Origin of the sequence: Aquincola agrisoli (assembly GCF_036621135.1) — a bacterium.
In the GTDB taxonomy this organism is placed as follows: domain Bacteria; phylum Pseudomonadota; class Gammaproteobacteria; order Burkholderiales; family Burkholderiaceae_C; genus Aquincola; species Aquincola agrisoli.
In genome coordinates, this window is record NZ_JAZIBG010000008.1 from 116,016 (window position 1) to 140,615 (window position 24,600).

General features: G+C 72.2%; 24 protein-coding genes. 14 read left to right on the forward strand and 10 right to left on the reverse strand.

The genetic code is table 11. From position 1 onward, the window contains the following. Positions 1 to 9: 9 nt before the first annotated feature. From V4F39_RS01760 to V4F39_RS01785, 6 genes are all read left to right on the forward strand, one after another. Positions 10 to 2,100 (forward strand): DUF802 domain-containing protein, encoded by a 2,091-nt coding sequence (locus V4F39_RS01760; RefSeq protein ID WP_332287512.1) that lies wholly within the window; start codon positions 10 to 12, stop codon positions 2,098 to 2,100. Beyond that, on the forward strand, positions 2,100 to 2,750 hold the full coding sequence (locus V4F39_RS01765; RefSeq protein WP_332287513.1) for an OmpA family protein: 651 nt from the start codon (positions 2,100 to 2,102) through the stop codon (positions 2,748 to 2,750). Before V4F39_RS01760 ends, V4F39_RS01765 begins: the two co-directional genes overlap by 1 nt. Further along, entirely contained in the window at positions 2,743 to 3,363 is a 621-nt protein-coding gene (locus V4F39_RS01770) for a DUF2894 domain-containing protein (RefSeq protein ID WP_332287514.1), read from the forward strand. Before V4F39_RS01765 ends, V4F39_RS01770 begins: the two co-directional genes overlap by 8 nt. 52 nt (positions 3,364 to 3,415) lie before the next feature. After that, positions 3,416 to 4,255 (forward strand): oxygen-dependent tRNA uridine(34) hydroxylase TrhO, encoded by an 840-nt coding sequence (trhO, locus tag V4F39_RS01775; protein WP_332287515.1) that lies wholly within the window; start codon positions 3,416 to 3,418, stop codon positions 4,253 to 4,255. A 19-nt stretch (positions 4,256 to 4,274) separates the two neighbouring features. Then, on the forward strand, positions 4,275 to 5,243 hold the full coding sequence (locus V4F39_RS01780) for a pseudouridine synthase (RefSeq protein ID WP_332287516.1): 969 nt from the start codon (positions 4,275 to 4,277) through the stop codon (positions 5,241 to 5,243). A 131-nt stretch (positions 5,244 to 5,374) separates the two neighbouring features. After that, positions 5,375 to 7,120 (forward strand): tannase/feruloyl esterase family alpha/beta hydrolase, encoded by a 1,746-nt coding sequence (locus V4F39_RS01785; protein ID WP_332287517.1) that lies wholly within the window; start codon positions 5,375 to 5,377, stop codon positions 7,118 to 7,120. Between the two features lie 7 nt (positions 7,121 to 7,127). Here V4F39_RS01785 and V4F39_RS01790 read toward each other — a convergent pair whose 3' ends face one another. The 3 genes from V4F39_RS01790 to V4F39_RS01800 are packed head-to-tail and all read right to left on the reverse strand — an operon-like array spanning position 7,128 to position 9,285. After that, positions 7,128 to 7,715: a histidine phosphatase family protein gene (locus V4F39_RS01790; protein WP_332287518.1), complete on the reverse strand. Its 588-nt coding sequence runs from the start codon at positions 7,713 to 7,715 to the stop codon at positions 7,128 to 7,130. Positions 7,716 to 7,720: 5 nt separating this feature from the next. After that, positions 7,721 to 8,365 carry a hypothetical protein gene (locus V4F39_RS01795; RefSeq protein WP_332287519.1) on the reverse strand — a complete coding sequence of 215 codons (645 nt, stop codon included), beginning with the start codon at positions 8,363 to 8,365 and terminating at the stop codon, positions 7,721 to 7,723. A 56-nt stretch (positions 8,366 to 8,421) separates the two neighbouring features. After that, positions 8,422 to 9,285 (reverse strand): transglutaminase-like domain-containing protein, encoded by an 864-nt coding sequence (locus V4F39_RS01800; RefSeq protein WP_332287520.1) that lies wholly within the window; start codon positions 9,283 to 9,285, stop codon positions 8,422 to 8,424. Between the two features lie 119 nt (positions 9,286 to 9,404). Between V4F39_RS01800 and V4F39_RS01805 the strand changes: the two genes are divergently transcribed. Continuing rightward, positions 9,405 to 10,076, forward strand: coding sequence for a response regulator transcription factor (locus V4F39_RS01805; RefSeq protein ID WP_332287521.1), 672 nt, complete (start codon positions 9,405 to 9,407; stop codon positions 10,074 to 10,076). 25 nt (positions 10,077 to 10,101) lie between these two features. Beyond that, entirely contained in the window at positions 10,102 to 11,454 is a 1,353-nt protein-coding gene (locus tag V4F39_RS01810; RefSeq protein ID WP_332287522.1) for an ATP-binding protein, read from the forward strand. Here V4F39_RS01810 and V4F39_RS01815 read toward each other — a convergent pair. Genes V4F39_RS01815 through V4F39_RS01835 form a run of 5 tightly spaced genes read right to left on the reverse strand, consistent with a single transcriptional unit; the run spans position 11,441 to position 15,730 of the window. Next, positions 11,441 to 12,130, reverse strand: a complete 690-nt coding sequence (locus V4F39_RS01815; protein ID WP_378235134.1) for a tetratricopeptide repeat protein — start codon at positions 12,128 to 12,130, stop codon at positions 11,441 to 11,443. The two genes, V4F39_RS01810 and V4F39_RS01815, sit on opposite strands and share 14 nt — an antisense overlap. A gap of 1 nt (position 12,131) precedes the next feature. After that, positions 12,132 to 12,968: an SDR family oxidoreductase gene (locus V4F39_RS01820; protein WP_332287523.1), complete on the reverse strand. Its 837-nt coding sequence runs from the start codon at positions 12,966 to 12,968 to the stop codon at positions 12,132 to 12,134. Continuing rightward, positions 12,965 to 13,636 (reverse strand): iron-containing redox enzyme family protein, encoded by a 672-nt coding sequence (locus V4F39_RS01825; RefSeq protein ID WP_332287524.1) that lies wholly within the window; start codon positions 13,634 to 13,636, stop codon positions 12,965 to 12,967. The genes V4F39_RS01820 and V4F39_RS01825 overlap by 4 nt, the downstream gene beginning before the upstream one ends. Positions 13,637 to 13,652: 16 nt before the next feature. Next, complete coding sequence (locus tag V4F39_RS01830) at positions 13,653 to 15,116, reverse strand: AMP-binding protein (RefSeq protein ID WP_332287525.1); 1,464 nt, start codon at positions 15,114 to 15,116, stop codon at positions 13,653 to 13,655. Continuing rightward, complete coding sequence (locus V4F39_RS01835) at positions 15,113 to 15,730, reverse strand: thermostable hemolysin (RefSeq protein WP_332287526.1); 618 nt, start codon at positions 15,728 to 15,730, stop codon at positions 15,113 to 15,115. Before V4F39_RS01835 ends, V4F39_RS01830 begins: the two co-directional genes overlap by 4 nt. A 206-nt stretch (positions 15,731 to 15,936) precedes the next feature. Between V4F39_RS01835 and V4F39_RS01840 the strand changes: the two genes are divergently transcribed. From V4F39_RS01840 to V4F39_RS01850, 3 genes are all read left to right on the forward strand, one after another. Next, positions 15,937 to 16,131, forward strand: coding sequence for a hypothetical protein (locus tag V4F39_RS01840; protein ID WP_332287527.1), 195 nt, complete (start codon positions 15,937 to 15,939; stop codon positions 16,129 to 16,131). Between the two features lie 131 nt (positions 16,132 to 16,262). After that, positions 16,263 to 16,592, forward strand: a complete 330-nt coding sequence (locus V4F39_RS01845; RefSeq protein WP_332287528.1) for an H-NS histone family protein — start codon at positions 16,263 to 16,265, stop codon at positions 16,590 to 16,592. Between the two features lie 5 nt (positions 16,593 to 16,597). Next, positions 16,598 to 17,287, forward strand: a complete 690-nt coding sequence (locus V4F39_RS01850; RefSeq protein ID WP_332287529.1) for an extensin-like domain-containing protein — start codon at positions 16,598 to 16,600, stop codon at positions 17,285 to 17,287. A 23-nt stretch (positions 17,288 to 17,310) separates the two neighbouring features. Here V4F39_RS01850 and V4F39_RS01855 read toward each other — a convergent pair whose 3' ends face one another. Further along, the gene (locus V4F39_RS01855) at positions 17,311 to 18,072 is read right to left on the reverse strand and encodes a DUF899 family protein (RefSeq protein ID WP_332287530.1); all 762 of its coding nucleotides are present in this window, start codon (positions 18,070 to 18,072) and stop codon (positions 17,311 to 17,313) included. Between the two features lie 265 nt (positions 18,073 to 18,337). Here V4F39_RS01855 and V4F39_RS01860 point away from each other — a divergent pair, with 265 nt between their 5' ends. Further along, positions 18,338 to 20,854, forward strand: coding sequence for a bifunctional diguanylate cyclase/phosphodiesterase (locus V4F39_RS01860; protein WP_332287531.1), 2,517 nt, complete (start codon positions 18,338 to 18,340; stop codon positions 20,852 to 20,854). Positions 20,855 to 20,878: 24 nt separating this feature from the next. Here the strand turns inward: V4F39_RS01860 and V4F39_RS01865 are convergent, their stop codons facing one another. After that, the gene (locus tag V4F39_RS01865; protein WP_332287538.1) at positions 20,879 to 22,177 is read right to left on the reverse strand and encodes an alpha/beta hydrolase; all 1,299 of its coding nucleotides are present in this window, start codon (positions 22,175 to 22,177) and stop codon (positions 20,879 to 20,881) included. A gap of 150 nt (positions 22,178 to 22,327) precedes the next feature. Between V4F39_RS01865 and V4F39_RS01870 the strand changes: the two genes are divergently transcribed. Together V4F39_RS01870 and V4F39_RS01875 are read left to right on the forward strand one after the other, a co-directional pair. Then, positions 22,328 to 23,251, forward strand: a complete 924-nt coding sequence (locus V4F39_RS01870) for a LysR family transcriptional regulator (RefSeq protein ID WP_332287539.1) — start codon at positions 22,328 to 22,330, stop codon at positions 23,249 to 23,251. A 7-nt stretch (positions 23,252 to 23,258) separates the two neighbouring features. Then, a complete protein-coding gene (locus V4F39_RS01875; RefSeq protein ID WP_332287532.1) occupies positions 23,259 to 24,230 on the forward strand; it encodes a Bug family tripartite tricarboxylate transporter substrate binding protein in 972 nt (323 codons plus the stop codon). Positions 24,231 to 24,600 lie beyond the last annotated feature (370 nt).

Consider the following 24,600-nt stretch of genomic DNA (forward strand, 5'->3'; position numbering starts at 1 on the left):
CCGTCCGCCATGACCAGACACCTCCCTCACGTCGCCTTCGTCGCAGGCCTGGCCGCCTTGTGCTGGGTGGGCTCGGGCTATGTCGGCGCCAATCCGCTGGCGCTGGCGATGACGCTGCTCATCGGCGCGTTCTACGTCGCGGGCGCGCTGGAGCTGTACCGATACCGGGCGGCGACCGCCACGCTGGCGGCGGCGCTGGCCGACACGGGCCCGGCCCCCGACACCCTCGGCCCCTGGCTCGGCCGGCTGCACCCGTCGCTGCAGAACGCGGTGCGCCTGCGCATCGAAGGGGAGCGCACGGGCCTGCCCGGCCCGGCCCTGGCGCCGTACCTGTCGGGGCTGCTGGTGCTGCTGGGCATGCTCGGCACCTTCCTGGGCATGGTGGTCACGCTGAACGGCACCGGCCTGGCGCTCGAGAGCGCGACGGACATGCAGGGCATCCGCGCCTCGCTGTCGGCGCCGGTCAAGGGCCTGGGGCTGGCGTTCGGCACCTCGGTCGCGGGCGTGGCCACCTCCGCGATGCTGGGCCTCATCTCGGCCCTGTGCCGCCGGGAACGGCTGCAGGCCTCGCAGCGGCTCGATGCGCACGTCGCGACCCGCCTGCGCGCCTTCTCGCGGGCGCACCACCGGGACGAATCGCTGAGGCTGCTCCAGCAGCAGGCCCAGGCGATGCCGGTGCTGGTCGATCGCCTGCAGTCCATGATGGAAGCGATGGCGCAGCAGCACCAGGTGTTGAACGAGCGGCTCGCCGCCAGCCAGGACCGCTTCCACGGCCAGGCCGAGCAGGCCTATGCGGGGCTGGCCGCATCGGTCGATCGCTCGTTGAAGGACAGCCTGGCCGAGAGTGCCCGCCTGGCCGGCGCGGCGATCCGGCCGGCCGTCGAGGCCACGATGGGCGGCATCGTGCAGCAGACCGCTTCGCTGCACGAGATGCTCTCGCGCGGCGTGCAGCAGCAGCTCGACGGCCTGAGCGCCCGCATCGAGTCCGGCAGCACCGCGGTGGCTGTCACCTGGAAGGCCGCGCTCGACGAGCACCAGCGTGCCACGCAGCAGCAGGCCGAGCGGTGGCGCACCTCGCTCGACGGCTTCGCCGGCACCTTCGAGCAGCGCTCCGCCGACCTGGTGGCCAGCGTGGCCGCGCGGCTGGAGACGGCGGTCGACGGCGTGTCGGCCACGTGGCGCGAGTCGCTGGCGCAGCATGCGCAGTCCAGCCAGGCCCTGACGGCCGACACGCGGCAGGCGTTGTCCGCCGCCGCGGCGGGCTTCGAGCAGCGGGCGGCCTCGCTGCTGAGCGGCGTCGACCGGGCCCATGGCGAACTGCAGGCCGCCATCGCGTCGCGTGACGAGCAGCGGCTGGCGGCCTGGACTTCGGCACTGGCGTCGATGGCCGCTTCGCTGCGTGAGGAGTGGCAGCAGGCCGGCGCCCAGGCCGCACGCCAGCAGCAGCAGGTCTGCGACACGCTGGCCCTCACGGCCCGCGAGATGAGCGCGCAGGCCGAGGCGCAGGCGCGCAGCACGGTCGCCGAGATCGCCGGGCTGATGCAGGCCGCCGCGCAGGCGCCGCAGGCCGCGGCCGAGGTGATCGGGGAGCTGCGGCAGCAGCTCTCCGACGGCATGGCGCGCGACAACGCGATGCTGGACGAACGCAGCCGCATCCTCGGCACGCTGGCCACGCTGCTCGACGCGGTGAACCAGGCCGCGTCGGAGCAACGGACGGCGATCGACACGCTGGTCGCCGCGGCGGCCGAGGCGCTGGACCGGGCGGGCACGCGGTTCACCGCGCAGGCCGAGGCGGAGGCGAGCCGGATGGCCGCCGCCGCCGCGCAGGTGGCCGGCGGCGCCGCCGAGGTCGCGAGCCTGGGCGAGGCGTTCGGCCTCGCGGTCGAGCTGTTCAGCCAGTCGAACGACAAGCTGGCGGCGCACCTGCAGCGCATCGAGGGCGCGCTCGGCAAGTCCATCGCACGCAGCGACGAGCAGCTCGCCTACTACGTGGCGCAGGCGCGCGAGGTGATCGACCTGAGCATCATGTCGCAGAAGCAGATCGTGGAAGACCTGCAGCAGTTCGCGCGCAGGCCGGCCCCGGAACCGAGCGAGGCGTGATGACCGAGGACATCGACGCCGGCGCCGAGCCCGCGGTGCCCGTGTGGGCCGTCTTCGGCGACCTGATGGCAGGCCTGGTCGGTGCATTTGCATTGATCCTGGTGTGCGCGCTCGGCATGCAGCTGGACCTCGTCGGCCGGCTGGAGGCCGAGGTCACGCAGCGGCAGGCCGAGGCGAAGCGCTTGCAGACGCTGGAGCAGGCGCTGGCCGGTCCGCTGGCGGCGGGCCGCGTGACCCTCACCGACGGCCGCATCGGCATCAGCGGCAGCGTGCTGTTCGCCTTCAATTCCGCCGAGCTGCAGCCCGAGGGCCGGCAGCTGCTGAAGAGCCTGGCCGCGCCGCTCGCGGCCTACCTGGGCGCCCGCGGCGAGATCCTGATGGTCAGCGGCTTCACCGACAACCGCCAGGTGCGCGAGGGCGCACGGCGCTTCGCCGACAACTGGGAGCTGTCGGCCCAGCGGGCGCTGACCGTCACGCGCACCCTGATCGAGGAGGGCATTCCGTCGTCCGAGGTGTTCGCCGCGGCCTTCGGCTCGGAGCAGGCGGTGGCCTCGAACGCCGATGCCGAGGGCCGCGCGCGCAACCGGCGCGTGGAGATGGCGCCGATGCCGCGGCCGGGCCAGCCAGAGAGCGCCAAGCCCCGTGGGTGACGAACACGCTCCCGGCCACCTCGCGACGATCGAGGCCTGGCGGTCGCGCGGTGCGCAGCACGCCGACCCGGTCCGCTTCCGCTTCATCGAGGCACTGGCACGGCGCGCCGCGGCGCAGGAAGGCGAAGCCCGGCGGCTGCTGGACGAGAGGGTGGCGCGGCTGCTGGCGGCGTATGGCGAGCACCGGGGGCAGGCCGGTGCCCCCGCGGCCGAGGCGCGCGGCCTGCCACGCGCGCCCACCCGCGGGCCGCTCGCCGAACTGGTCGAGCACATCGCCTGCCACGCCCCCGCTGCCGCCGTCGCGGTGCAGGGCGGCGAGCCGGCTGCGCCCGGCCTGTCGTCCGCGCCGCCCGAGCTGAAGGCGCTCAGCTACTTCCGGCGCACCTGGTCGCGGCTCAGCGCCGACCAGCGCCTGACGCAGTCGCTGGCGAAGGTCCCCGAGAACGCGGGTCCGCTGCATTCGCACCAGTTGGTGCACCGCGCGCTCACGCTGATGCGCACGCTGTCGCCGGACTACCTGGACCGCTTCATGCCTTATGTCGACGCGCTGCTGTGGCTCGACCAGGCGGGCAGCGGCAGCGCCGGCAGCCCGGGCCCGCGCAAGCGGCCCTGAGCCGCGCCCGGTGGGCCGGCCGTCTGCGCCCGGCCTGCGAAAATCGCACTCCATGCCCGACACCGCCCCGGCAGCGCTGCTGCACAGCGCCTTCTACCGCTTCACGCCGCTGGCCGACCCGGCCGCGGCGGCGGCCGCCGTGCGCCGGCTGGCAGCCGGCCTGCAGGGCAGCATCACGCTGGCCGCCGAAGGCCTCAGCGGTGCCGTTTCGGGCACGGCCGCCGCGGTGCATGCCTTCGAGGCCGCGTTGCAGCAGCCCGGCACGCTCGGCGGCGTGCTGCGGGGCATGGCCTTCAAGCACAGCGCCTGCACCACCGCGCCGTTCGGCCGCCTGAAGGTGGTGGTCAAGCCCGAGATCGTGGCGCTCGGCCTGCCGGGCGGCGATGCGCTGCCCCCGCCCGACGAGCGCGACGCCAGCCACCTGCCACCGGCCGCCTGGCGGGCCCTGCTGGCGCGCGACGACGTGGTGCTGCTGGACAACCGCAACCACTTCGAGTTCCGGCTCGGGCACTTTCGCGGCGCGGCCGATCCGCAGGTGCGCAACTTCCGCGACTTCGTCGCCTACGTGCAGGCGCACGCGCCCGCCTGGCGGGCCGCGGGCACGCCGGTGGCGATGTACTGCACCGGCGGCGTGCGCTGCGACAAGACCGCGCCGTGGCTGCGCAGCCTCGGGCTCGACGTGTTCCAGCTCGAGGGCGGCATCCTCAACTACTTCCAGCAACTCCCGGACGCCGACCGCGACTGGCAGGGCGAATGCTTCGTCTTCGACAATCGCCTCGCGCTCGACAGCCGCCTGCGCGAAACCGCGACGACGGCCGACCAGGTCTTCGACGCCACCGACGCTGGCGAAGCCTGGCGGCTCGCGCGTGCGCGGCGGCTCGACGCCTCGTGACCCCACGCAGGCCCGCCCGATGAGCCGACCCCGCCCGGACTGGACGCCCCCGGCGCGCGATGGCGTCAGCCCCAGCCGCGTGGCCGTGGGCAACGGGCCGTGGCCCGACGTGGCGGCGTTCCTGGCCGCGCGGCTGCCCGCCGTCGACGACTGGCCCGCGCGCCTCGCCCGGGGCGACGTGCTCGACCTGCACGGGCAGCCGGTGCCGGCGCATGCCCCCTGCAGGCCGGGCGCGGTGTTCTGGTACTGGCGCAGCCTGCCGCCGGAGCCGCGTGTTCCGTTCGAGGTCGAGGTGCTGCACCAGGACGAGCACCTCGTCGTGGCGGACAAGCCGCACTTCTTGCCGGTGACGCCCGGCGGCCGCTACCTGCAGGAGACGGTGCTCGTGCGGCTCAAGCGCCAGCTCGGCATCGACACGCTGGTGCCGATGCACCGGCTCGATCTGGAGACCGCCGGCGTGCTGCTGTTCACCGTGCAGCCCGCCACGCGGCACGCCTACCAGTCGCTGTTGCGCGAGCGGCAGGTGCACAAGGTCTACGAGGCCGTGGCGCCATGGCGCGCCGATCTGGCGCTGCCGTTCACCGCCAGCAGCCGGCTGCAGGAGCGGCCGGGGGAGGCCTTCATGCAGATGGCGGTGGTCGACGGCGAGCCCAACGCCCACACCCGCATCGAGCTGATCGAGCGGCTGGGCGTGCCGCCCGGCGAACCGCAGGCCGGCGAGCGCGCGCACTACCGGCTCACGCCGCTGACCGGCCGCAAACACCAGCTGCGCGCGCAGCTCAACGCGCTCGGCCTGCCCATCGTGGGCGACCGCATCTACCCCGTGCTGTGGCCGATGCCCGCCCCGGGCACGCCGCCCGACCATGCCCGGCCGCTGCAGCTGCTGGCGCGCGAGATGGCCTTCGCCGATCCGTTGAGCGGCCTGCCGCGCCGCTTCGTCAGCCGGCGGCGGCTGGCGATGGCCCGGCAGGCGCTGCCGCCCGGGTAGGCCGCGCAGCGGCACGTCGCGGGCCGCCCGCGGCCTTGCGTGGAACACCATATCTGGATTGCCCCGTCTGGCGTAGGCAGGTGCCGCCGGCGTCGCTAGATTCCGGCGCATCACAATGACAGGAGACATGCATGTGGACTTCGGCCGGCTCACGCCTCGCCCTGTTCGTCCTGCCGGCAACGCTGGCCCTGCTCGGCGCCGGATGCAGCGGTAGCGACGAGGATCCCGACGCCGCATTCGTCGATACCAGCGCGCTCCCGCTGAAGACGCCCTCGTCCTCGTGCGCCTCGTTGACGGGGCAGGGCATCGATGCGGCGTCGATCGGCTTGCCGACGACGGGCGCCACCATCACGGCGGCCACCGTGGTGGCCGCCGCCCCTGAAACCGTCGGGGCCACCAGCGTCACGCGTGCGCTGCCGGAATACTGCCGCATCCTCGGCTCGATCCGTCCCGTGGACCCTGCGGCGCCGCCGATCAACTTCCAGCTCAACGTCCCGACCCAGTGGAACCAGAAGGCGATCCAGGTCGGCGGCGGGGGTCTGAACGGCTCCATTCCGTCGAACCTCGCGGCGATCGGCGCTTCGGGTTCGCCGATCAGCGGCGCTTATCCGCCCAATGCGCCGTACCCGCTGCTCAGCGGCTATGCGATGTTCGGCAGCGACTCCGGCCACCAGGACCCGAGCACCACGGCGACCTGGGCCTTGAACCAGGAAGCCTGGGTCAACTTCGGCCATGCTGCCTTGAAGAAGACCCATGACACGGCGTTTGCGATCATCGAGCGGCTGTACGGCTCGCGGCCGCGTGTCAGCTATTTCATGGGCCAGTCGCAGGGCGGCCGGGAAGCGATGGAGGTCGCGCAGCGCTACCCGGAGGATTACGACGGCGTCGTCGCGACCGCACCGCTGATCGGCTATTCGGCGCACGTGATCCACAAGACGCTGTTGGCGACCGTGCAGACCGGAAGCGGGTGGATTCCGCCCGCCAAACAAGCCGCGATCGGCGCCGAAGTGCTGCGCCAGTGCGATGGGCTCGACGGACTCACCGATGGCGTCATCAACCACTATCTCGGCTGTGGTGCCCTGTTCGATCCGCAACGCGCGGCGCAGCCCTACGCGGCGATCCGCTGCGACGGTGGCGCCGACACCGGCAACACCTGCGTCTCCGACGCGCAGATCGCCACGCTGAACCAGATGCACGCACCGACGCGCTTCGGTTTTGAACTGGCCAACGGCTGGTCGGAGTTCCCGGGTTACGGCGTGGGCCGCGAGGCCCAGGGGGGCTGGCTCAACATCACGCCGCAACCCACGCCGTCGGTGCAGCCGGCATTGGGCCAGCCGGGCGCCACGGTCAGTTACGGGATCCTCAAGGACCCGGCGTTCAACCTGGTCAACTTCTCGATCGCTGCCTTCAGGGAGCAGATCGTCGCGTCATCGGCGATCATCGATTCGCTGAACACCGACCTGAGCCGCTTCTTCGCGCGCGGCGGCAAGCTCATCGTCAAGGTCCAGGGTTCCGACTATGCGTCGCACCCGAACACGGTGATGCGCTGGTACGACCGCGTGGTGGCGCGATCGGGCCAGCCGACCGTCGACCGGTACATCCGCTTCTACGTGCTGCCCAACGGGGATCATGGCGGAACGGTGCAGAGCCTGCCTGCCGGCACGGCCGAGCCGCAGTACATCGACCTGATCGGCATGTCGACCGATTGGGTGGAGAAGAACGTCGTGCCGCCCGACGCCCCGGTCGTCAGCACGATGGAGCGGCTGCCGCCGTTCACGGTGGGCGCGACGAGGCCGATGTGCCGCTACCCGGCGTATCCCCGCTACGTCGCGGGCGATCCGAAGCAGGCCGCCAGCTACAGCTGCACCACGCCCTAGCCGGCGTTCAAGGGTGCAGCCGGCCCACCACCTCGATGCCGCCGGCCTTCGGGCGCACCACCACCGCCTCGCCGGACGCGGGCACGATGCCGGTCAGCGCGGTGATGTTGACCTGGTGGGTGACGACGACCATCACGCCCGGCCCGCGCCAGCGGCTCAGCGTGGCGGCGGCCGCGGCGCTCTGCGCGGCCTCGCGGGCGCCGTCGCCGAAGAACGAGTTGAAGTCCGGGTCGTCGCGGGCCTGTCCCGGAAAGGCCAGCTCGGCCGTGTCGCGCGTGCGGCACCACTGCGAGGTGAGGACCGCACCGACGGCCACGCCCTGCGTGCGGAACCGCTCGCCGATGCCGCGCGCCTGCGCACGTCCGGCCTCGCTGAGGTTGCGCTGGGTGCTGCAGTCGCCGAGCTTGAAGCCCGAGGGATCGCCGACGCCTGGTGCCTGCGCATGGCGCAGCAGCACGATCGTGCCGTCCTGCAGCGCAGCCCAGGCGCTGTCGGCGGTGGGCTGCGCCCCTGCCAGGCCGGCTGCCGCCAGCAGAGCGGCCAGCGCGGCGTGCGCAGCATGCCGGCGGACAGGGGACTGGGCGGTTCGGGCCATGGCCGTCAGAACCGGTAGTGCACGCTGAAGTTCAACTGCGGGATGCCGCGGATGCGCTCGAAGTCGTCGCGGATGTCCTCGAGCTCGCGATCGATGTCGTCCTGCGCCACCGCGTTCGACAGCAGCGGCCCCGTGGCGCGGCCGGTGACCTTCGGCTTGCCCATCGAGAGGCCTGCATCGAACATGAAGCCCCAGCCGCCGGTGGCGCGGGGCGGGCGGCCGAAGCCGACGCCGAGGTAGGGCATCACCGTCGGGTACTTCACCTTGACCCGCAGGCGGTCGTCCGGCCCGGCCACGTAGGTGGTGTCGCCGATGGTGATCGTGCCGCCGTTGCCGCGCCCGGCCAGGCTCGCGCGTGCGTCGTGCAGCGTCAGCCCGCCCGTCAACCGGAACTTGCCGGCCACGAACCAGTCGGCGAAGAGGCCGAGCCGGTCGGCGCGGATGTCGCCGTCGTAGCGCAGGCCGTCCTCGGTCTTGCCCTTGCTGAGGCGGCCGATCGTCGTCAGGTCGGCCCGCAGCGAAAAGCGGTCGTTCAGCGGATGGGCGTAGCCGACGGAGAGGCCGGGGAGCCCGGCACCGAGGTACAAGTCGCCCGCCGCCGCGGATGCGGCGAAGGTTGCTGTCAGGACGACGCTTGCAAGCTGCTTCATGGGACGGCCTCCGTGAGTGGAGCCCCGCCAGGGCAAGCGCCGTACCTGCGCGCCGCCTACGACTGCGTGGAGAGCGCGTCGGTGCAGCGTTCCGGCCGCCGCAGGCCCTTGGCGGCGTCCTCGACCGCGAAGGTGGTGATCACGGGCGGCGACGAGCGCACGGCGCCGAAGATGGTCGCGAAGGCCACGTCCGCCGCATCGCGGCCCGTGCCGAAGCGCACCAGCCCCATCGGGATGGCGGTGCCCGACGGGTCGAAGAGATACCAGCGGTCGCCGAGGTAGGCTTCGACGTACGCGTGGAAATCGGGCGGGCCCAGCGCCGGGTCGGCGCCGTAGTCGGTGCCGGTGGCGAAGCGCGCGGGGATGTTGACCGCGCGGCACAGCGCGATCATCAGGTGGGCGAAGTCCCGGCAGACCCCGACGCGATCGACCAGCGTGTTCACGGCCGAGGTGTTGGAGTTGGAGGTGTTCGACGTGAAGGTCACCCGCCGCCGGACCCATTCCTCGATCGCCTTGACCCGGCCGTAGCCCTGCCAGAGCGAGCCGAACTCCTGGATCGCGAACTGCACCATCCGGTCCGACTCGCAGTAGCGGCTCGGGTAGACATAGCTCAGTGCATGCGGTGGCAGCGAGCGCACGGGCACTTCGGCGACCTGGGCCGGGTCGGCACGGTGGTGCGCGATGTCCACGGTGGCGGAGTAGGAGACCTTCAGCGGGCCCGGCTCGCCGCGCAGCCGCATGTAGCGCGTGCCGTTGGCGGGGTCGGTGTGCATGTGCGTGGCGACCGGCTGGCTGAGCGTGAGACGCTCGTTGGAAACTTTCTGGCAGGGCGTTTGCGCCGCGTGGATGTTGAAGATGAAGTCGGCGCCGTGGGCGTCGACTTCGTAGTTGAGCTCCAGGTCGAGCTGCAGTCGGATCATCGTGTGGTCATGGGTTGGCGGTGCGGGTGGGGCGCCCCATCGTAACGGCGATGGGGCCGTTGCGACGGATGCCGCTTCGCCGAGGCGGACGCCCGCCACCACCCGCGTAGGATAGGCCGATGCGGGTCCTCATCGTCGAAGACGATTTCCTGTTGGGCGAGGCCCTGGCCACCGGCCTGCGGCAGGCCGGCCATGCGGTGGACTGGTTCCAGTTGGGCGCGCAGGCCGATGGCGCGATCGCCGGCGCGGCCTACGACGTCGCCTTGCTCGACCTGGGCCTGCCGGGCGCCGACGGCATGGCCTGGCTGGCGCAGTGGCGCTCGCGCGGCGTCGAGGTGCCGATCATGATCCTCACCGCGCGCGATGCGGTCGAGCAGCGCATCGCCGGCCTGGATGCCGGCGCCGACGACTACCTCGTCAAGCCCGTCGGCGTGGACGAGCTGGCAGCGCGGCTGCGTGCGCTGCTGCGGCGCACGGCCGGTCGGTCGCAGCCGGTGTGGCAGCACGGCGCGCTGACCTACGACCCGTCCTCCAAGCGTGTGCAGTGGCAGGGCCGCACCGTCGACCTCACGGCACGCGAACTGGCGCTGCTGGAGGCGCTGATGACCGATCCGGACCGCATCCTGTCGAAGGCCGCGCTGCTCGAGAAGCTCTACGACTGGAACGGCAACGAGCCGGAGAGCAATGCGCTCGAGGTGCACGTCTACCACCTGCGGCGCAAGATCCATCCGGGCGTCGTGCGCACGGTGCGCGGCGTGGGCTACTCGCTCGGTGCGGCGGAGCCGGCATGACCGCCGCAGTGCGGAGGGGAATCCAATGAGCCTGCAGCGCCGGCTGCTGCTGTCGCTGCTCCTGTGCGCGCCGCTGGTGTGGGCGTTGGCGATGCTGGTGTCGGTGGACCGCGCCCGCCACGAGGTCGACGAGTTGTACGACTCGGAGCTGATCCGCCTGGCGCGCGAGGTGCAGTCCACGCTGGTGATGGCCGGCGACACCCATGCGGTGGAGCCGCCGGCGCCGCGGCACGGCGCCAGCGAGGGCGCCGCCGATCTCGGCGATCTCGCGATCGCGGTGTGGGACGGGCAGGGCTCCCGCATCCTCAACGACCGCGAAGGCGCGCAGCTGCGGCACCTGCCCGATGCCGTGGGCTTCGTCGACCAGACGATCGACGGCAGCCGCTGGCGCATCTACTACCTCCAGTCGAGCGACGGGAGCCGGCTGGTGGCGGCGGGGCAGCGCGTGTACGAGCGCGACGAGGTCGTCGCCGGGCTCACGCTCAGCCAGCTGGTGCCCTGGCTGCTGATGATGCCGGTGCTGCTGGTCGTCATGGCCTGGGCGGTACGCCGCGCGCTGGCGCCCGTGCATGCGCTGGCCGACGATCTCAAATCACGTGCTGCCGACGACCTGGCGCCGCTGGCCGCGCCGCAGCAGGTGCCGGTCGAGCTGGCGCCGCTGGTCGTCGCCATCAACGGCTCCTTCGGCCGCGTGGCCGAGCTGCTGATGCGCGAGCGGCGCTTCGTTGCCGACGCCGCGCACGAACTGCGCACGCCGCTGGCCACCTTGCGCGCGCAGTGGGAGGTGGTGCGCCGCTCGCGCGACGTGGCCGAGCGCACCCATGCCGAGGCGCGGCTGGACGCCGGGCTCGAGCGCATGGACCGTCTGGTGACGCAGCTGCTGGCGCTGTCTCGGGCCGAGAGCGCCGATGCCGCGCTGCTCACCACGCAGATCGACTGGCCGGGCGTGGTCGAGCGGGTGATGAACGACTGCCTGGCACTGGCCCAGCGGCGCCGCATCGAACTGGCCTGCGAGTGGCCTGCCGGCGGCCGCCCCGCGATGCCCCTGCGCGGCGACCCGCAGCTGATCGCCGTCGTGCTGCGCAACCTGCTCGACAACGCGGTGCGTTATGCGCCCGAAGGCTCGGCCGTGACGCTGCGCATGGAGGCGTCGCAGCTGGTGATGGAGAACGCGGGCGAGCCGCTGCCGGATGCGCAACTCGCCGCGCTGGGCCAGCGCTTCCACCGCCCGCCGGGCCAGCTGGAGACGGGCAGCGGCCTGGGCATCTCCATCGTGCAACGCATCGCCGACCTGCACGGCCTGGTCTTGCGCATCGGTGCCGGCGAGGGCGGCCGCGGCGTGCGCGCCGTGCTGGCGCCGAAGGCTAACGCGGCTTGATCTTCGCCAGCAGCTGGCGCGCTTCCTCGCGCCGGCCGCTGTCGGCGATCTGCCGGCCCGCGCGCGGCGGCGCCTGCAGCGCGCGTTCCAGGTACGGGATGGCCTGGTCGGCCTGGTGCGTCTCGACCAGGTATTCGGCGTAGAAGTAGTTCGGGTCGATGCCGTCGGGGTTGATGGCCAGGGCCTTCTGCAGCAGTTCGGCCGCCTTGGCCTTGTCGCCGAAGCCCAGCGGCCAGCCGGGCACCTTGTAGTACAGCACGCCCAGGCTGTTGTAGGCCGAGCCGTCGAGCGCATGGCCGTCGATCTGGATCGCCCTCTCGTAGAGCGAACGCGCCTGCTTGGCCAGGCCGAGCGCCCCGAGGCCGCCCTTGGCGCCCGCCCACGAGCTGACGATGATGCCTTCCCAGATCAGCGGCGCGCTGGCGGCCGGGTAGGTCTCGCTCAGCTGGTGCGCCTTGGCCGCCAGCGCCTCGAACTGCCGTTCGCGCGCCTGTGCGGGCGATTGGTACTGGATCACCTCCCACTCGCGCTGGAGCTGCATCACGCCGTCGTCGACGGCCGCAGCACCGGCGCCCAGGGGCAGGGCCAGCCCGGCGGCGGCGCAGAGCAGGGCGCCGGCCATGCGGCGGCGCAGGGGGTTCGCAAGGGTGCGGGTCTTGAAAGGATCTCTGGACATGTCAGGCTCGCGGCGCAGTGGCGGTGGCGGGGGTCGGGGGTGAGGGGGGTGCCGCGGGCGGCAGGTGCCTGCGGTGGCCGGAGAACGCCGCGTCGAGCAGCGTCGGGGCCAGGCCGTTGATGCGGACGGCAGCCCGCTCGGAGGTACCGAGAAAACGCTCGGGCGTCCCGTCGCCCAGCATCCGCAGCAGGGCGCGGGCCACCTGCTGCGGGGTGTCCGATGCCGTGCCGGTCTGCTCGGCGTGGGCCCGTGCCGCGGCCGAATTGAAGCGGGTGCGGGTGCTGCGCGGACCGAGGTACTGCACCTGGACCGGCCCGTCGGCCAGCTCGCGGCGCAAGGCCTGCGCAAAGCCGCGCAGGCCGGCCTTGCTGGCTCCGTAGACGCTGTAGCCCGGCAGACCGAGGGCGCCCAGCACCGAGCCGACGTACAGCACCTGCGCCTGCGGCAGGCTGCGCAGATGGGGCAGCAAGGCCTGGGTCAGCACCATCGGCGCCAGCAGGTTGACCTGCAGCAGCCGGTGCATCTCGGCCGGGTCGATGGCTTCGAGCCGCCCGAACGCGGGCAGCCCCGCGCCGTGCACCACCACGTTGCACCGCCAGTCCGAGGCCACCCGCGCCAGTTCGGCGATCGAGCCGAAGTCCTCCAGCTCGACCTGGTGCCAGTGCACCCGCGCCGGATCGGGCTGTGGCTGCAGCGCCCGGGACTGTGCCGACAACGCGGCCGCCGACCGGCCGGCCAGCAGCACCGCCGCGCCCGCCTCCACCAGCGCGCCGGCCACCGCCTGGCCGATGCCGCCGGCGGCGCCGGTCAGCAGCACCCTTGCGTCGCCGGGCTTCATGCGGCCACCTTCGCGTCGGCCGGCACCGGCAGGCTGCGGAAGACGTCGCCGTACAGGTGGTAGAACATCCGGGCGGCATGCACGATGTCCGCCTGGTCGCCGGTATCGTCGATGCGGTCCATCAGCAGCTGGAAATGCGCCACGTGCGCCTGGTCCAGCGTGCCGTGGGAGCGCAGGTAGCTGAAGGCGCTGTCCGGCAGCCCCAGGTGGTACTGGATCTGGTCGGCTGCCTGCAGCGCCAGCGCAACGCTGGTGCCCTCCAGCACATGCACCATGCCGAAGAAGCCCAGCGGATTGCGGCGAGCGATCAGGTCGTAGGCGTAGGCCACCATCAGCTCCGTGGCCGTGCCCGGCCGGCCGTGGCGCACCGCATCGGCGTCGGCGCCGCAGGCGCGCAGGTCGTCGAGGATCCACTCGTCGTGGCCCTGCTCTTCGTCGATGTATTCCTGCAGCGGCCCGGCCAGCCACTCGCGTCCTGCCGGGAGGCGGGCCTTGAAGGCGCGCAGCAGCGGCACGGTATGGCGCACGTGGTGGTACGCCTGCGTCAGGAAGGCCACGTAGCTGGGCAGCGAGACCACGCCCCGCAGGCAGCCCTGGATGATGGGTGCCGCGAGCATGCCGGCGCGTGCGGCCTGGGTGTCTCTGACGAGTCGTTCGTAGAAGCTCATGGAGGGGTTCCGGGTGTCATGCAGGTTGTGCCGCGGCGCCCGGCAGCAGGGCGGCGGCATGGGCTTGGAAGATGGCTGCGCGCTGCGGCCTGCCGTTGGCCGTCGCGAATCCGGCAGTGGCGCTGAACGGCGCGATGCCCCGTGTCCACCGGACCACGCGCGCGTAGTCGGGCAGGGTGGCATTGGCGGCGTCCACCGCGCGCTGCAGTTCGGCGTCGCCGGCGCCCGGCATCGGCCACAGCACGGCGCCGAGCACCGGCTGGCCGTCGCCGAACACCGCTGCCGCCGCCACCGCCGGGTCGCTCTGCAGCGCGGTCTCCACCCACTCTGGCGACACGTTGCGGCCGAAGGCCGTGATCAGCACGTTCTTGCGGCGACCCTGCACGTGCAGGAAGCCGTCGTCGTCGATGCGCCCGAGGTCCCCGGTCGGCCACCAGGCCGGCGGGCCGGCGTCGTCGCCCAGGTAGCCGAGCATCAGGCTGCCGGCGGCCTCGATCTCGCCGCTGCTGGAGATGCGCAGGCGGGCATGCGGCAGCGGCCGCCCGGCGCTGCCGGGCAGGTCGGCCCCGGGCAGGTTCAGCGTCTGCACCGAGGCGCCTTCCGACAGCCCATAACCTTCGTAGGCCGGGATGCCGAGCGCCCGCGCCGCGGCCAGCAGCGGCGCGCCCACTGCGGCGCCTCCGACCGCCACGAAGCGCAGCGACACCGGCGCGCGCCGGCGGCTGTGCGCCAGATGGGCGACCCAGGCCGTCAGCATCTGCGGCAGCAGGATGACGCTGTGCGGCGCGTGGCGTGCCACGGCCGCATCGAACTGCGCCGGGTCGAAGCCCGACGAGCCGTTCAGGCCGGCCTGCTGCAGCGGCGGCACGATGCACTCGGCGCCGGCAGCCAGCGGGGCCAGCAGTCCGGCGATGTTCTCCAGCAGCACGGCCAGCGGCAGGGCGCACAGGTGGCGCCGGATCTCAAGCGGCGCCAGCGCCTGCGCCAGCCCGGTGGCGACCGCCTGCAGCGCCGGCCCGCCCAGGCAGACGCCCTTGGGCGTGCCGGTGGAGCCGGAGGTGAAGGTGATCTTCGCCGTGCCTGCGGGCATCGCGGCCGGCACCGCGGCCAGGCGCACGAGGCACAGCGCCTCGCCGGCCACGCTGCACGGCCGTTGCGGCGCGCCGGGCCAGCGGGCTGCCGCCTCGCGCGGCGCGAGCAGCGCGTCGGCGCCCGCCGCCTGCAGCGCATGGCCGATCTGCGCGGCGGTGAAGAACAGCGGCAGCGGGATGTGCACGATGCCCGCCCTGGCGGCAGCCAGGTCGGCCACGGCCCAGGCCGGCGAGTTGTCCATCAGGCTGGCCAGCACGTGCACGCGGGACGCGCGCAGCACGGCGGCCAGCGCAACCACCTCGGCGTCGAGCGCCGCGCGGGAGAGGCTGCGCAGGCCGTCGCCCAGGGCAGGCGCCGAAGGCGCGTCCGAAGCCGGTGGCGGGCTCACCGGTTCGCCCCCGTGGCAGCCGAGTACTGGTCGATGTGGCGCATCGCCCGGGGCAGGTGCCCGGCCAGCACCACCGGGGCATGGTCGTAGTAGCTGCCCCAGTCGCCCGCCTCCGTTCCCAGCCGGGCGGGATCGGCCGCCCCGAGCGTGAGCGGCACGACGCCGATGCGCACGAAGAGCTGGCGCAACTCGGCCGTCAAGGTGCTCACCACCCATTCGCAGTCGAGTGTCGCCAGGTGGGCCGCCAGCATCAGCACCAGCCGCCGCCCCTCGCCGGCCCGGCCGGCCGCCAGGTGCCCGACCTCGACGATGCCGCGGCGCGGGGGAGCGGGCGTCGCCAGCAGGCGCTCCACCGGCTCGGGCAGGTAGCGTTCCAGGAACAGTGGGCCGGTGCTGGCGGCCCGGTAGCCCGCTGCCGCCGTGATGCAGCCCTCGTGCCACAGCGCCACCAGCGTGGGGGCGAAGCGCGTGATGCGCGCGCCGTAGCGGCGGTGGTAGACGGCCTGGATGAAGGCCTCCACCGCGCGTCGCCGCGCGTCGGTCTCGTCATGCACCTGCAGCACGGGTGCCGCGGGCGGCGCAGGCCGCGGCGCGAAGGGCGCGGAGGTCGCCATCGTCAATGCCATCTCCCTCGGTCCCGCCGAAGGGCAGGGGTGATGCATCGTGCAGCGGCAGGATGAAGGCAGGCTGAAGCCGATCCGCGCGGCTGCGCAGCCGGCGCGGCTTCAGCGCAGATTCATCCGGGGCCCCGAGCATCGGTCCACCGCGGCGCGCCGGGCGCCGCACTGGACGCCGAGGCACTGGCCCTGGAAAGCGACTGATGAACCTCTCCACCCCCCTGCCGCCGCGGACGGCGGGCACGCCGTTGCAGCGCGGCCTTCCCACGGCCCGGCGGCTGGCCCGTGCCGCGGGCGCCTGGATGCTGATGTTGGCGGCCGGGGCGCTCGCGCTGGCCGTCGAATGGCGCGTCTACGACGCCCTCGAGCACAGCCTCCACCTGTGCGTGCCCGGCTGACAGGGCGATGCAGGCGGGATGCAGCGCCTGAACGACGCGGCACTGAGTGCCTTCATCGACTGCAGGGCGGCCGCCTCGGGGGGATGGCTTAAGCTGTGCCTTTCCGCTCCTCGCGCCAAATGACCCTGCCCATGTCCAAGACCTTCGTCCAACTGCAGAAAGAGATCGCCAGCCTGAAGGTGCAGGCCGAAGCCGCCAGGAAGAAGGAGGTCGCCGGCGTCGTCAGCCGGATCAAGCGGGCGATCAAGGCCTATGGCCTGGTGGCCGCCGACCTGGGGTTCGTGCAAGGGGACGTGGCGCAGGGCAGGCAGCCCGAGCGTCGAGGAGGCGCCGTGACCAAAGGTGCGAAGGTGAAGTACAGGGACGAAGCCGGCCACACCTGGTCCGGCATGGGCCCCAAGCCCGGCTGGCTGAAGGCCGCGTTGGCGGACGGCAGGTCGCTGGCGGACTTCATCGCCTGAGCGCCGTGAAGGTGCTGGCCTGGCTGCTGCTCGCCGGTGGCCTGGCCGCCTGGGCCGCGCACGGGCGGCTGTGGACGCTGCCCGACCGGCACAACCCCTGGGCCCCGCTGGCCTTCGACGAGGCGCCCGGCTGGCTCACGCGCTACAAGCTCGGGCGATTGCAGGCGCAGCCCGAGGCCTGCCGCGCGCTGCTGGGCACGACGCCGCTGGAAGCGCAGCCGCTGCCCGATCGGGACACGGCGGACGGCTGCGGCTTCCGCGATGCCGTGCGGATACGGCGCACCGCCGTCGAGGTCGGCGAGCCCTTCTCGCTGACCTGTCCGGCCGCCGTGTCGCTCGCCCTGTGGGAGCGCCACGTGGTGCAGCCCCAGGCGCTGGCGCTGCTGGGCACGCCGGTGCGGCGGCTGGAGCACTTCGGCAGCTATGCCTGCCGCAATGTGTACGGCCGCGAGGCCGGCAGGCGCAGCGAGCACGCCACGGCCAACGCGCTCGACGTGGCGGGCTTCGTGCTGCAAGGCGGCCGCCGCATCACGGTGGCGCGGGACTGGCAGGGCGACGCCCCCGAGGCGCGCTTCCTGCGCAGCGTGCATGCGGGCGCGTGCCTGTTCTTCGACGGGGTGCTCGGGCCGGCCTACAACCGCGCGCACGCCGACCATTTCCACCTCGACCGGGGCGCCTACCGCCTCTGCCGCTGAAGGCGGGCCGCGCGGCGCGGCAGTCAGGGCGTGTAGTCGAGCTTCGGGTACCAGTCGGTGCCACGGCCCTCCGGGGTGAGGTCGAGCATGGTCCACAGCGGCATCGGATCGGGCGCGCCGCGTGGATCCTGGCCGGGATCAGCCGTCTCCATGCCCATCATGTCGCCCCAGAAGTGGCGCAGGGTGCCGTCTCGGCGGGTGAAGACGTTGAAGGCCGGGTTGTCGTCGTTGCCCGGCGTGTCGCCGGCGTAGTCGGCGTTGAAGTCGGTCCCCGCGGACGAATACAGCCGCAGGTGGCGCCAGCCGCGTTCCTTCTTGAACGCGATCAGCCGTTCGATCGGCGACGACGCGACGACCGCGAAGGACACGCGCTGCAGGATGTCGGGCATCTCGCCTTCCAGCGCGCTGAGCATCGAGGTGCACATCGGGCAGGGACGCTCCCGCTGCGGGCCGAACATCCAGACGTAGGTGATCAGCGTGTCGTGTTTGCCGAAGAGGCCGGAGAACATGACGGGTCCGTCCTCGCTCTGGAACCGGTAGTCCTGCGGCACCACGCCGCCCGGGGGCAAGGCACGGCGCTGTGCCGCGACGCGCTCGATGTGGCGCCGCAGCTCGATCTCCTGCGCGAGCAGCTCGATCCGGGCGCGGCGGTACGCCTCGCTTTCGCCCGGAACGCGGCGGCTGGGGATGGCGATGTCGGCTGCCGGCTTCAGCGGCGGACCGGGCGGGGCCGAGGCGCCCGCGCAGCAGGGGGCGGGCGAGGGGGATCGCGTGTCGTTGGCCATGGGGTGCTCCGAGGGGGAAGCCTGCCCGGCGGCAATCGACGTGCCCGTGCGAGGCGCGCGCGTCGCCAAGCGGAAGCGAAACGCCCCTGTGATGCGCCGCTGCTCAATGTCCGGCGCGCCGCGCCGAAAACCAGGGACGACCGCTGCAGGTGCAGTGAAGATGGACGGCAGGCAGGGTTGCATCGGGCAGCCCAGGCCGGCGAGGGGCGGCGATGAGGTTGTCTGGGAAAGGCTTCCCTCCCGCGTGGCACGGGGAGCGGCCACAGTGAGTTTGCGCGCTCGGCTGCTGAGCCTGGTGCTGGTGGCGACGTTGATGCCGGCCCTGCTGCTGGGATGGCGGTTCTTCCGGGAAGCGGAGGCCGACATCGACGCGGCGCGCCGCGCGTTGGCCGCCTCGGCGGAGAACATCGCCGCGGACCTCGACCACCGTGTCCAGGGCACGGCGCAGCTTCATTACGGCCTGGCCCACTCGCGCATGCTGGACAGCGCCGACCGTGCCGCGTGCTCGGCCTACCTGTCCGACGTGCGCGAGGCCTACCCTCAATACACGGGCATCCTGACCGTGCGGCCCAATGGCTGGCTGCATTGCGATTCGCTGAGCAGCGGGCGCAACCTCGACCTCCGGGACCGGGCCTATGTCAAGCGCAGCCTGGCGGGCGCCAAGGGGCTCATCCTCGAGCCCGCCTTCGGCAGGCTGACGGGCAACTCGGTGCTGCAGATCGTGCTGCCGGCCCGGGGCGAAGCCAACGAGCTGCGCTTCATGCTGGTGGCCTCCCTCAACCTGCGTAAGTTCGCGGAAGAATCCTACAAGCAGCTCGCGGTGCAGGGCGCGATGCTGATGCTCGTGAACGCAGACGGCATGGTGATGGCGATCGCCGGCCCGGGCGAGGCGCTGGCCGACCCGGGAACCTCCATCGACGGTACGCCGCTTTTCAGCCTGGTGCATGACCATCCGAGCGGCGGCATCGGCGAGCTGCCCGGCGCCGACGGCGACGAGGACCGGGCGCAGGTGTGGGCCTTGGGCGCTTCGCCCATGCTGCAGTCGGCCGGCCTGACGGTGATGCTCGGCCTGCCGCAGCCCGCCCTGGTGGCGGCGTCGAAGCTGCGCCTGAAGCAGGGGTTGATGGTCGTCACCGGCGCGGCGCTGCTGTTGTTCGCCGGGGTCTGGACGCTGGCAGAGCGGGGGATCCGCCGCCAGGTCGAGCGCATCACCGAAATGGCGCGCCACCTGGGCGCGGGCGACCTGAGCGCGCGCATCGCGCCGCCGTATCCGCGCGGGGAGCTGGGCGGGTTGATGGCGGTCCTCAACGGCACGGCCGATTCGCTGCAACAGCAGCGCGAGGCCATCGAGGCGCTCGGGCTGCAACTGCGGGAGGCGCACCTGCGCGAGATCAGCGCCCGGCAGCAGAACGAGGCGCGCCTGTCGATGCTGGCCAACTACGACAGCCTGACCGGCCTGCCCAATCGCGCGCTGTTCCGCGACCGGCTCCAGGGCGCGATCGGCCGTGCACGGCGCTCGGGCCGGCCGTTCGCGCTGATGTTCCTGGACATCGACCGTTTCAAGAACATCAACGACAGCCTCGGCCACGACGTCGGCGACCGGCTGCTGGTGGCCGTATCGAAGATCCTGGTGCGCTGCACGCGGGACATCGACGCCGTCGCACGCGGCGGCCAGGAGGGCGCGGCCGGCGGCGTCTTCCGGCTCGGGGGCGACGAGTTCACCATCCTGGCCGAGGATCTGGCCGATGCGCAGAGCGCGGGCGTGGTGGCCCAGCGCATCCTGGCGGCGCTCAGCCAGCCCGTCACCGTCGGCGAACACGAGCTGTTCATGTCGGCCAGCATTGGCGTGACCGTGTATGCCGACGACGGCACCGACCTCGACGGCCTCGTCAAACAGGCCGACCTGGCGATGTACCGCTCGAAGGAGCTGGGGCGCGACACGTACTGCTTCTTCGCCGAGGAGCTGAACAAGAAGGCGCGGCAGCGGCACGACTGCGAGGCCCGGCTGCGCCATGCGCTGGAGCGCGGGGAGTTCCTGCTGCACTACCAGCCCAAGGCCGATGCGATGACCGGCCGCGTCACCGGCGTGGAGGCGCTGCTGCGCTGGCATCCGGCCGGCGAGGCGATGATCGGGCCCGACCGGTTCATCCCCATCCTGGAGGAGACCGGCCTGATCGTGCCCGTGGGCGCCTGGGTGCTGCGGGAGGCTTGCCGCCAGATGGCGGCGTGGCAGTTGGACGGCATGCCCCCGATCAGCCTGGCGGTGAACCTGTCTGCGCGGCAGTTCCGCGATGCGGCGCTGATCGACACCATTGCCCAGACGCTCGAAGAGACCGGGGTCGACCCGCGGCGGCTGGAGATCGAGTTGACGGAGAGCATGCTCATCGACGACTCGGACTCCGTGCAGGCGGTGCTGGTGCGCCTCGGCGCGATGGGGGTGCGCGTCGCGATCGACGACTTCGGCACCGGCCAGTCGTCGCTGCGCTATCTCAAGCGCTTCAACGTGGACACGCTGAAGATCGACCGCTCCTTCGTCAAGGACACCCCGGATGATCCGGAGGACACTGCGATTACCGCCGCCGTCATCGCGCTTGGCCATGGCCTGGGCCTGACGCTGGTGGCCGAGGGCGTGGAGAACCAGGCGCAGGTCGATTTCCTGCGCGCAAAGGGCTGCGACGAGATCCAGGGCTACCTGCTCAGCCGGCCCCTCGATGCCCGGGCGTTCGCCGCGTGGATGGCCGCCTGCCACGCAGGGTGCGAGCCGGCCGCCGCGGCGGTGTGACCGCGGCGTGCGGCCGACGGCCGCTCAGGGCCGCTCGCGCGCCGGCACCCGGGACTCCAGCGGCGCCGGCGTGTAGTCGGGCGCGAAGCTGCATCCCCCACCGAAGGTGGCGTCGAAGGCGGGGCAGGCCGCCGCCACGCTCGCTGGCGTCGGCTTGGTCCCCTGCTCCACCCACTGCAGCAGCGCCGACAGCAGCGTGGGGTAGGTCGCGTCGCTGATGTAGCTGTGGGAGGTCGCGCGGGTCGTGAAGGTCTGGACCAGCCGGTCGCCGCTGCCGCCCTGCTGCATCACGGACTTGAAGTAGGCGTCGAGCTCCACGAACGCCGTCGGGTCGTTGATCCACTTGGCTGAGAGCACCGGCACCGGGATGCGGCCGGTCGGATCGGTGTCCGCCGCGAAGCGCTGCACGGCGCCGGGATCGGCCCGGTAGCGCAGCACGCCGGCGTTGAGCGCTGCATCGTCGGCGGAGCCGGTGTAGTTCGCGCCGATGTTGCCGAACGGGCTGGCACCGCCGGTGCGCTTGCTCACCACGTCGCGGAAGTGGAAGGTGCCCCAGTTGAGGTGCGCCTGGATCGAGCTGGCGGGGATCTTGATGACCCGCTCGATGGTCTGCACCCGCGCCTGCTGATCGGCGGTGCGCTGCGCCGCCGGCTTGTCCAGGCCGAGGCATTCGTTGACACGCATGGCGAGCTGGGCCTGCGTCATCTCGGTGCCCACGGGCAGGCCGATGTTCAGCGCGTAGGGCGGTTCTTCAGGGCGCGGGTGGTTGTTGCACAGGTACTGGTACACCACCCGCAGGTCGGTCCGGATGTCGTAGGAACGGGTGCCGCCGGCCAGGACGCCCGCGGTGAGCAGCACCGCGTCGTAGGGCTTCGATCCGCGCGTCTCGGCGGTGAACATCTCGGCCGCCTTGGCGGCCACGCCGGCGCCCCAGGACTGGCCGTGCAGGATGGTGCGCGTGGGCACGCCGACGTGGGTGCGGAAGATGCCGCGCAGCCGCTCGGTGTCTTCGGCCGCCGCGCGGACCTCGACGCCGCCCTGGCGGAACGTCGAGCCGGCCCAGGCGTAGCCCGCCTTCACCATGATGGCCCAGCGGGTCAGGTCTTCGACGGCGCGCTCCGCGGTGGGCGTGGCGAGGTCGGGGCCGCCGTGCGCGTGCAGCACCAGGCGGCCGTTCCAGTCGGCCGGCTTGGCGATGAGGTAATAGGCGCCCCGGGAATCGACGCCGGCCAGGCAGGTGGTCGTGGCGGGCACGGCTTGCGGACATGCGGTCGCCACGGGGGCGGCCTCGGTCCGGTCCTCGTCGTCGCCGCCACAGCCCATGATGAGGAGGGCGGCGGCCAGCGGCGAGCAGCGGTGGGCAAGGGTGGGCTTCAAGATGATGTCTCCGTCGTGTGTGTGTGCGGCGGATTCTGCGAAGACCCAATCTAGATGACAAAGATGTCTAGAATCTCGACTTCATACGTTATGAATATCGAGATCCGGCATCTGCGCTACTTCATGGCCGTGGCCGAGGCCGGCCACATCACGCGCGCGGCCGAGTCCCTGGGCATTCAGCAGCCGCCGCTCAGCCAGCAGATCAAGGCGCTCGAATCGGCGCTGGGCGTCACCCTGTTCCGCCGCCATCCCAAGGGCGTCGACCTGACCGACGCGGGACGCCAGCTGCGCACCGAGGCGGCGCGGCTGCTGGGCGACTTCACGGCGATGCAGGAGCGGATGCTGGCCTTCGCGCAGGGACACCGAGGCCGCCTGGCCATCGGCTTCACCAGCTCCGCCGCGGCCCACGCCTTCACCCCCGAAGTGCTGCGGGTGTGCCGCGGCCGGCATCCGCAGATCCAACTGGTGATCAGCGAGAACAACGCCGCCGAGATCATCGAGGAGGTGGCCGCGGCACGCCTGCATTGCGGCTTCCTGCGGGCCCCGGTGTCGCGTCCGCCCGGGGTGGTTTTCGAGCGCCTGCTGGAGGAGCCGTCGCTGCTGGCCATGCCGTTGGACCACCGCCTCGCACGCGGCAAACCGGGGCCCGTCGAGTTGAAGGAGCTGCAGGGCGAGCGGCTCATCCTGGTGCGCCGGCCCGGCGCCCCGGGCCTGTATGCCGACCTGCTGGCCGCGTGCGAGCGGCACGGGGTGGCGGTCGAGCTTGCCGCGGAGGTCGACCGGATGATGACGAACCTGAACCTGGTGGCAGCGGGCGTGGGGCTCTCGGTGGTGCCCGCGTCCATGCAGGGGGCGCATCCGCACGCGATCGTCTACCGGCCGTTGCCGGCGTCGATGAAGCTGGTCGCGCCGCTCACGCTGGCGTACCGCGGAGCAGACGCCGACGGCCCGACCGGGACGTTCGTGGCGCTGGTGCGCGAGATCGCGGCGCAGTACCGTGGCCGCAAGCGCAAGCAATGAGATGGCGATGGGCGCAGGACGGCTCGAACGGCGCCGGTGGCTGATGCTCGCGGCACTGCCGTGGCTCGCGGGGCGGGCCGCTCCCGCGCGGGCTGACGGGCCGGCGGCCAGTGAAACCTGGCCGGCCCGCCCGGTCCGCATCCTGGTCGCCTATCCACCGGGCGGTGTCAGCGACATGGTGGCCCGCGCGCTGGCGGACCGCCTGGCCGTGCAGATCGGCGTGCCGGTGGTGGTCGAGAACCGCCCGGGGGGCAGCGGCACCCTGGCAATGCAGGCCGTGGCCCGCGCGCTGCCGGACGGCCACACGCTGTGCTTCGCCGCCGCCACGGCATTGGCCTGGGCCCTCGATGCGGGCCACGGGGGTGCCGCCGGCGAGCGGTGGCCGGTGGCGCCGGTTGCCGGTGTGATGCGCACGCCGGTGCTCATCGTGGGCACGCGCGCCTTGCAGGCCACCACGTTCGCCGGGATGCTGAGGCAGGGCCGCAGCCGAGCGGAAGGCATACGGTGGGCGACCACCGGCGAGGGAACCACGGGCCATCGCGTGCTGGACCGTGTGCGGCATGCCAGCGGTGCGCGCATCGTGCACGTGCCCTACAAGGGGGGCGGCCAGCAGGTGAACGACGCGCTGGGCGGACATTTCGAAGTGTTGTCGACCAACGTGGCGGCCCCGCAGCTGGACGCGATCCGCGCGGGCCGCCTGAAGCCGCTGGCCGTCGGCTCCCCGCACCGCCTGCCGGTGCTGCCGGAGGTGCCCACCCTGGCGGAACTGGGCTTCGCCCGCGCCAACCTCGGGTCGTTGTTCGGGCTCTTCGCGCCGTTGCAGACCCCCGCCGCGCTGATCGAGCGGATCAACGGCCAGGTCAACTCGGCGCTGAGCGAGCCGGTCCTGCGCCAGCGGCTGCTGGCGGTGAACAACGTGCCGATGGAGGGAGCGCCGGCGGCGTTCGCCGAGCAGATCGCGCTGGAGCTGGAGCGGTAGCAGCGCGCGAACGTGAGGCCGGCGCAGGATTAACACAGGGAGCGCAGCGGAGCTCATATCCGGACGAATGCACTCGGTTATTGCAACTTCCCCGTCGGGCGCTGTACAGTTCGCCCCCCTGGCTTGGCCTGTCAGCAGAAATGTTGTCGGACCCGGTTATTTCGCTTTCACAGGAGCGAATAAGAGAAAGAAGCCAGGAAGACCAAGTGTTTGACAGGGATTTAAAAATCAAGTCATAATCACTGTCTTCGCTGATCACGGTAAACGAGATTAGTGATGCGACCGGAAGGTCGAGTTCTTTAAAAAGTTACAGCCGATAAGTGTGGGCGTTTGAAGGCGAGTACCTGAAGCCGCAAGGCGAAGGTCGAAA

Coding starts and splice junctions, on each gene's coding strand:
- V4F39_RS01760 (WP_332287512.1), top strand. CDS start 10: ATGACCAGACACCTCCCTCACGTCGCCTTCGTCGCAGGCCTGGCCGCC.
- V4F39_RS01765 (WP_332287513.1), top strand. CDS start 2,100: ATGACCGAGGACATCGACGCCGGCGCCGAGCCCGCGGTGCCCGTGTGG.
- trhO (WP_332287515.1), top strand. CDS start 3,416: ATGCCCGACACCGCCCCGGCAGCGCTGCTGCACAGCGCCTTCTACCGC.
- V4F39_RS01780 (WP_332287516.1), top strand. CDS start 4,275: ATGAGCCGACCCCGCCCGGACTGGACGCCCCCGGCGCGCGATGGCGTC.
- V4F39_RS01785 (WP_332287517.1), top strand. CDS start 5,375: ATGTGGACTTCGGCCGGCTCACGCCTCGCCCTGTTCGTCCTGCCGGCA.
- V4F39_RS01790 (WP_332287518.1), bottom strand. CDS start 7,715: ATGGCCCGAACCGCCCAGTCCCCTGTCCGCCGGCATGCTGCGCACGCC.
- V4F39_RS01795 (WP_332287519.1), bottom strand. CDS start 8,365: ATGAAGCAGCTTGCAAGCGTCGTCCTGACAGCAACCTTCGCCGCATCC.
- V4F39_RS01800 (WP_332287520.1), bottom strand. CDS start 9,285: ATGATCCGACTGCAGCTCGACCTGGAGCTCAACTACGAAGTCGACGCC.
- V4F39_RS01805 (WP_332287521.1), top strand. CDS start 9,405: ATGCGGGTCCTCATCGTCGAAGACGATTTCCTGTTGGGCGAGGCCCTG.
- V4F39_RS01810 (WP_332287522.1), top strand. CDS start 10,102: ATGAGCCTGCAGCGCCGGCTGCTGCTGTCGCTGCTCCTGTGCGCGCCG.
- V4F39_RS01815 (WP_378235134.1), bottom strand. CDS start 12,130: ATGTCCAGAGATCCTTTCAAGACCCGCACCCTTGCGAACCCCCTGCGC.
- V4F39_RS01820 (WP_332287523.1), bottom strand. CDS start 12,968: ATGAAGCCCGGCGACGCAAGGGTGCTGCTGACCGGCGCCGCCGGCGGC.
- V4F39_RS01825 (WP_332287524.1), bottom strand. CDS start 13,636: ATGAGCTTCTACGAACGACTCGTCAGAGACACCCAGGCCGCACGCGCC.
- V4F39_RS01835 (WP_332287526.1), bottom strand. CDS start 15,730: ATGGCGACCTCCGCGCCCTTCGCGCCGCGGCCTGCGCCGCCCGCGGCA.
- V4F39_RS01840 (WP_332287527.1), top strand. CDS start 15,937: ATGAACCTCTCCACCCCCCTGCCGCCGCGGACGGCGGGCACGCCGTTG.
- V4F39_RS01845 (WP_332287528.1), top strand. CDS start 16,263: ATGTCCAAGACCTTCGTCCAACTGCAGAAAGAGATCGCCAGCCTGAAG.
- V4F39_RS01855 (WP_332287530.1), bottom strand. CDS start 18,072: ATGGCCAACGACACGCGATCCCCCTCGCCCGCCCCCTGCTGCGCGGGC.
- V4F39_RS01865 (WP_332287538.1), bottom strand. CDS start 22,177: ATGGGCTGTGGCGGCGACGACGAGGACCGGACCGAGGCCGCCCCCGTG.
- V4F39_RS01875 (WP_332287532.1), top strand. CDS start 23,259: ATGGGCGCAGGACGGCTCGAACGGCGCCGGTGGCTGATGCTCGCGGCA.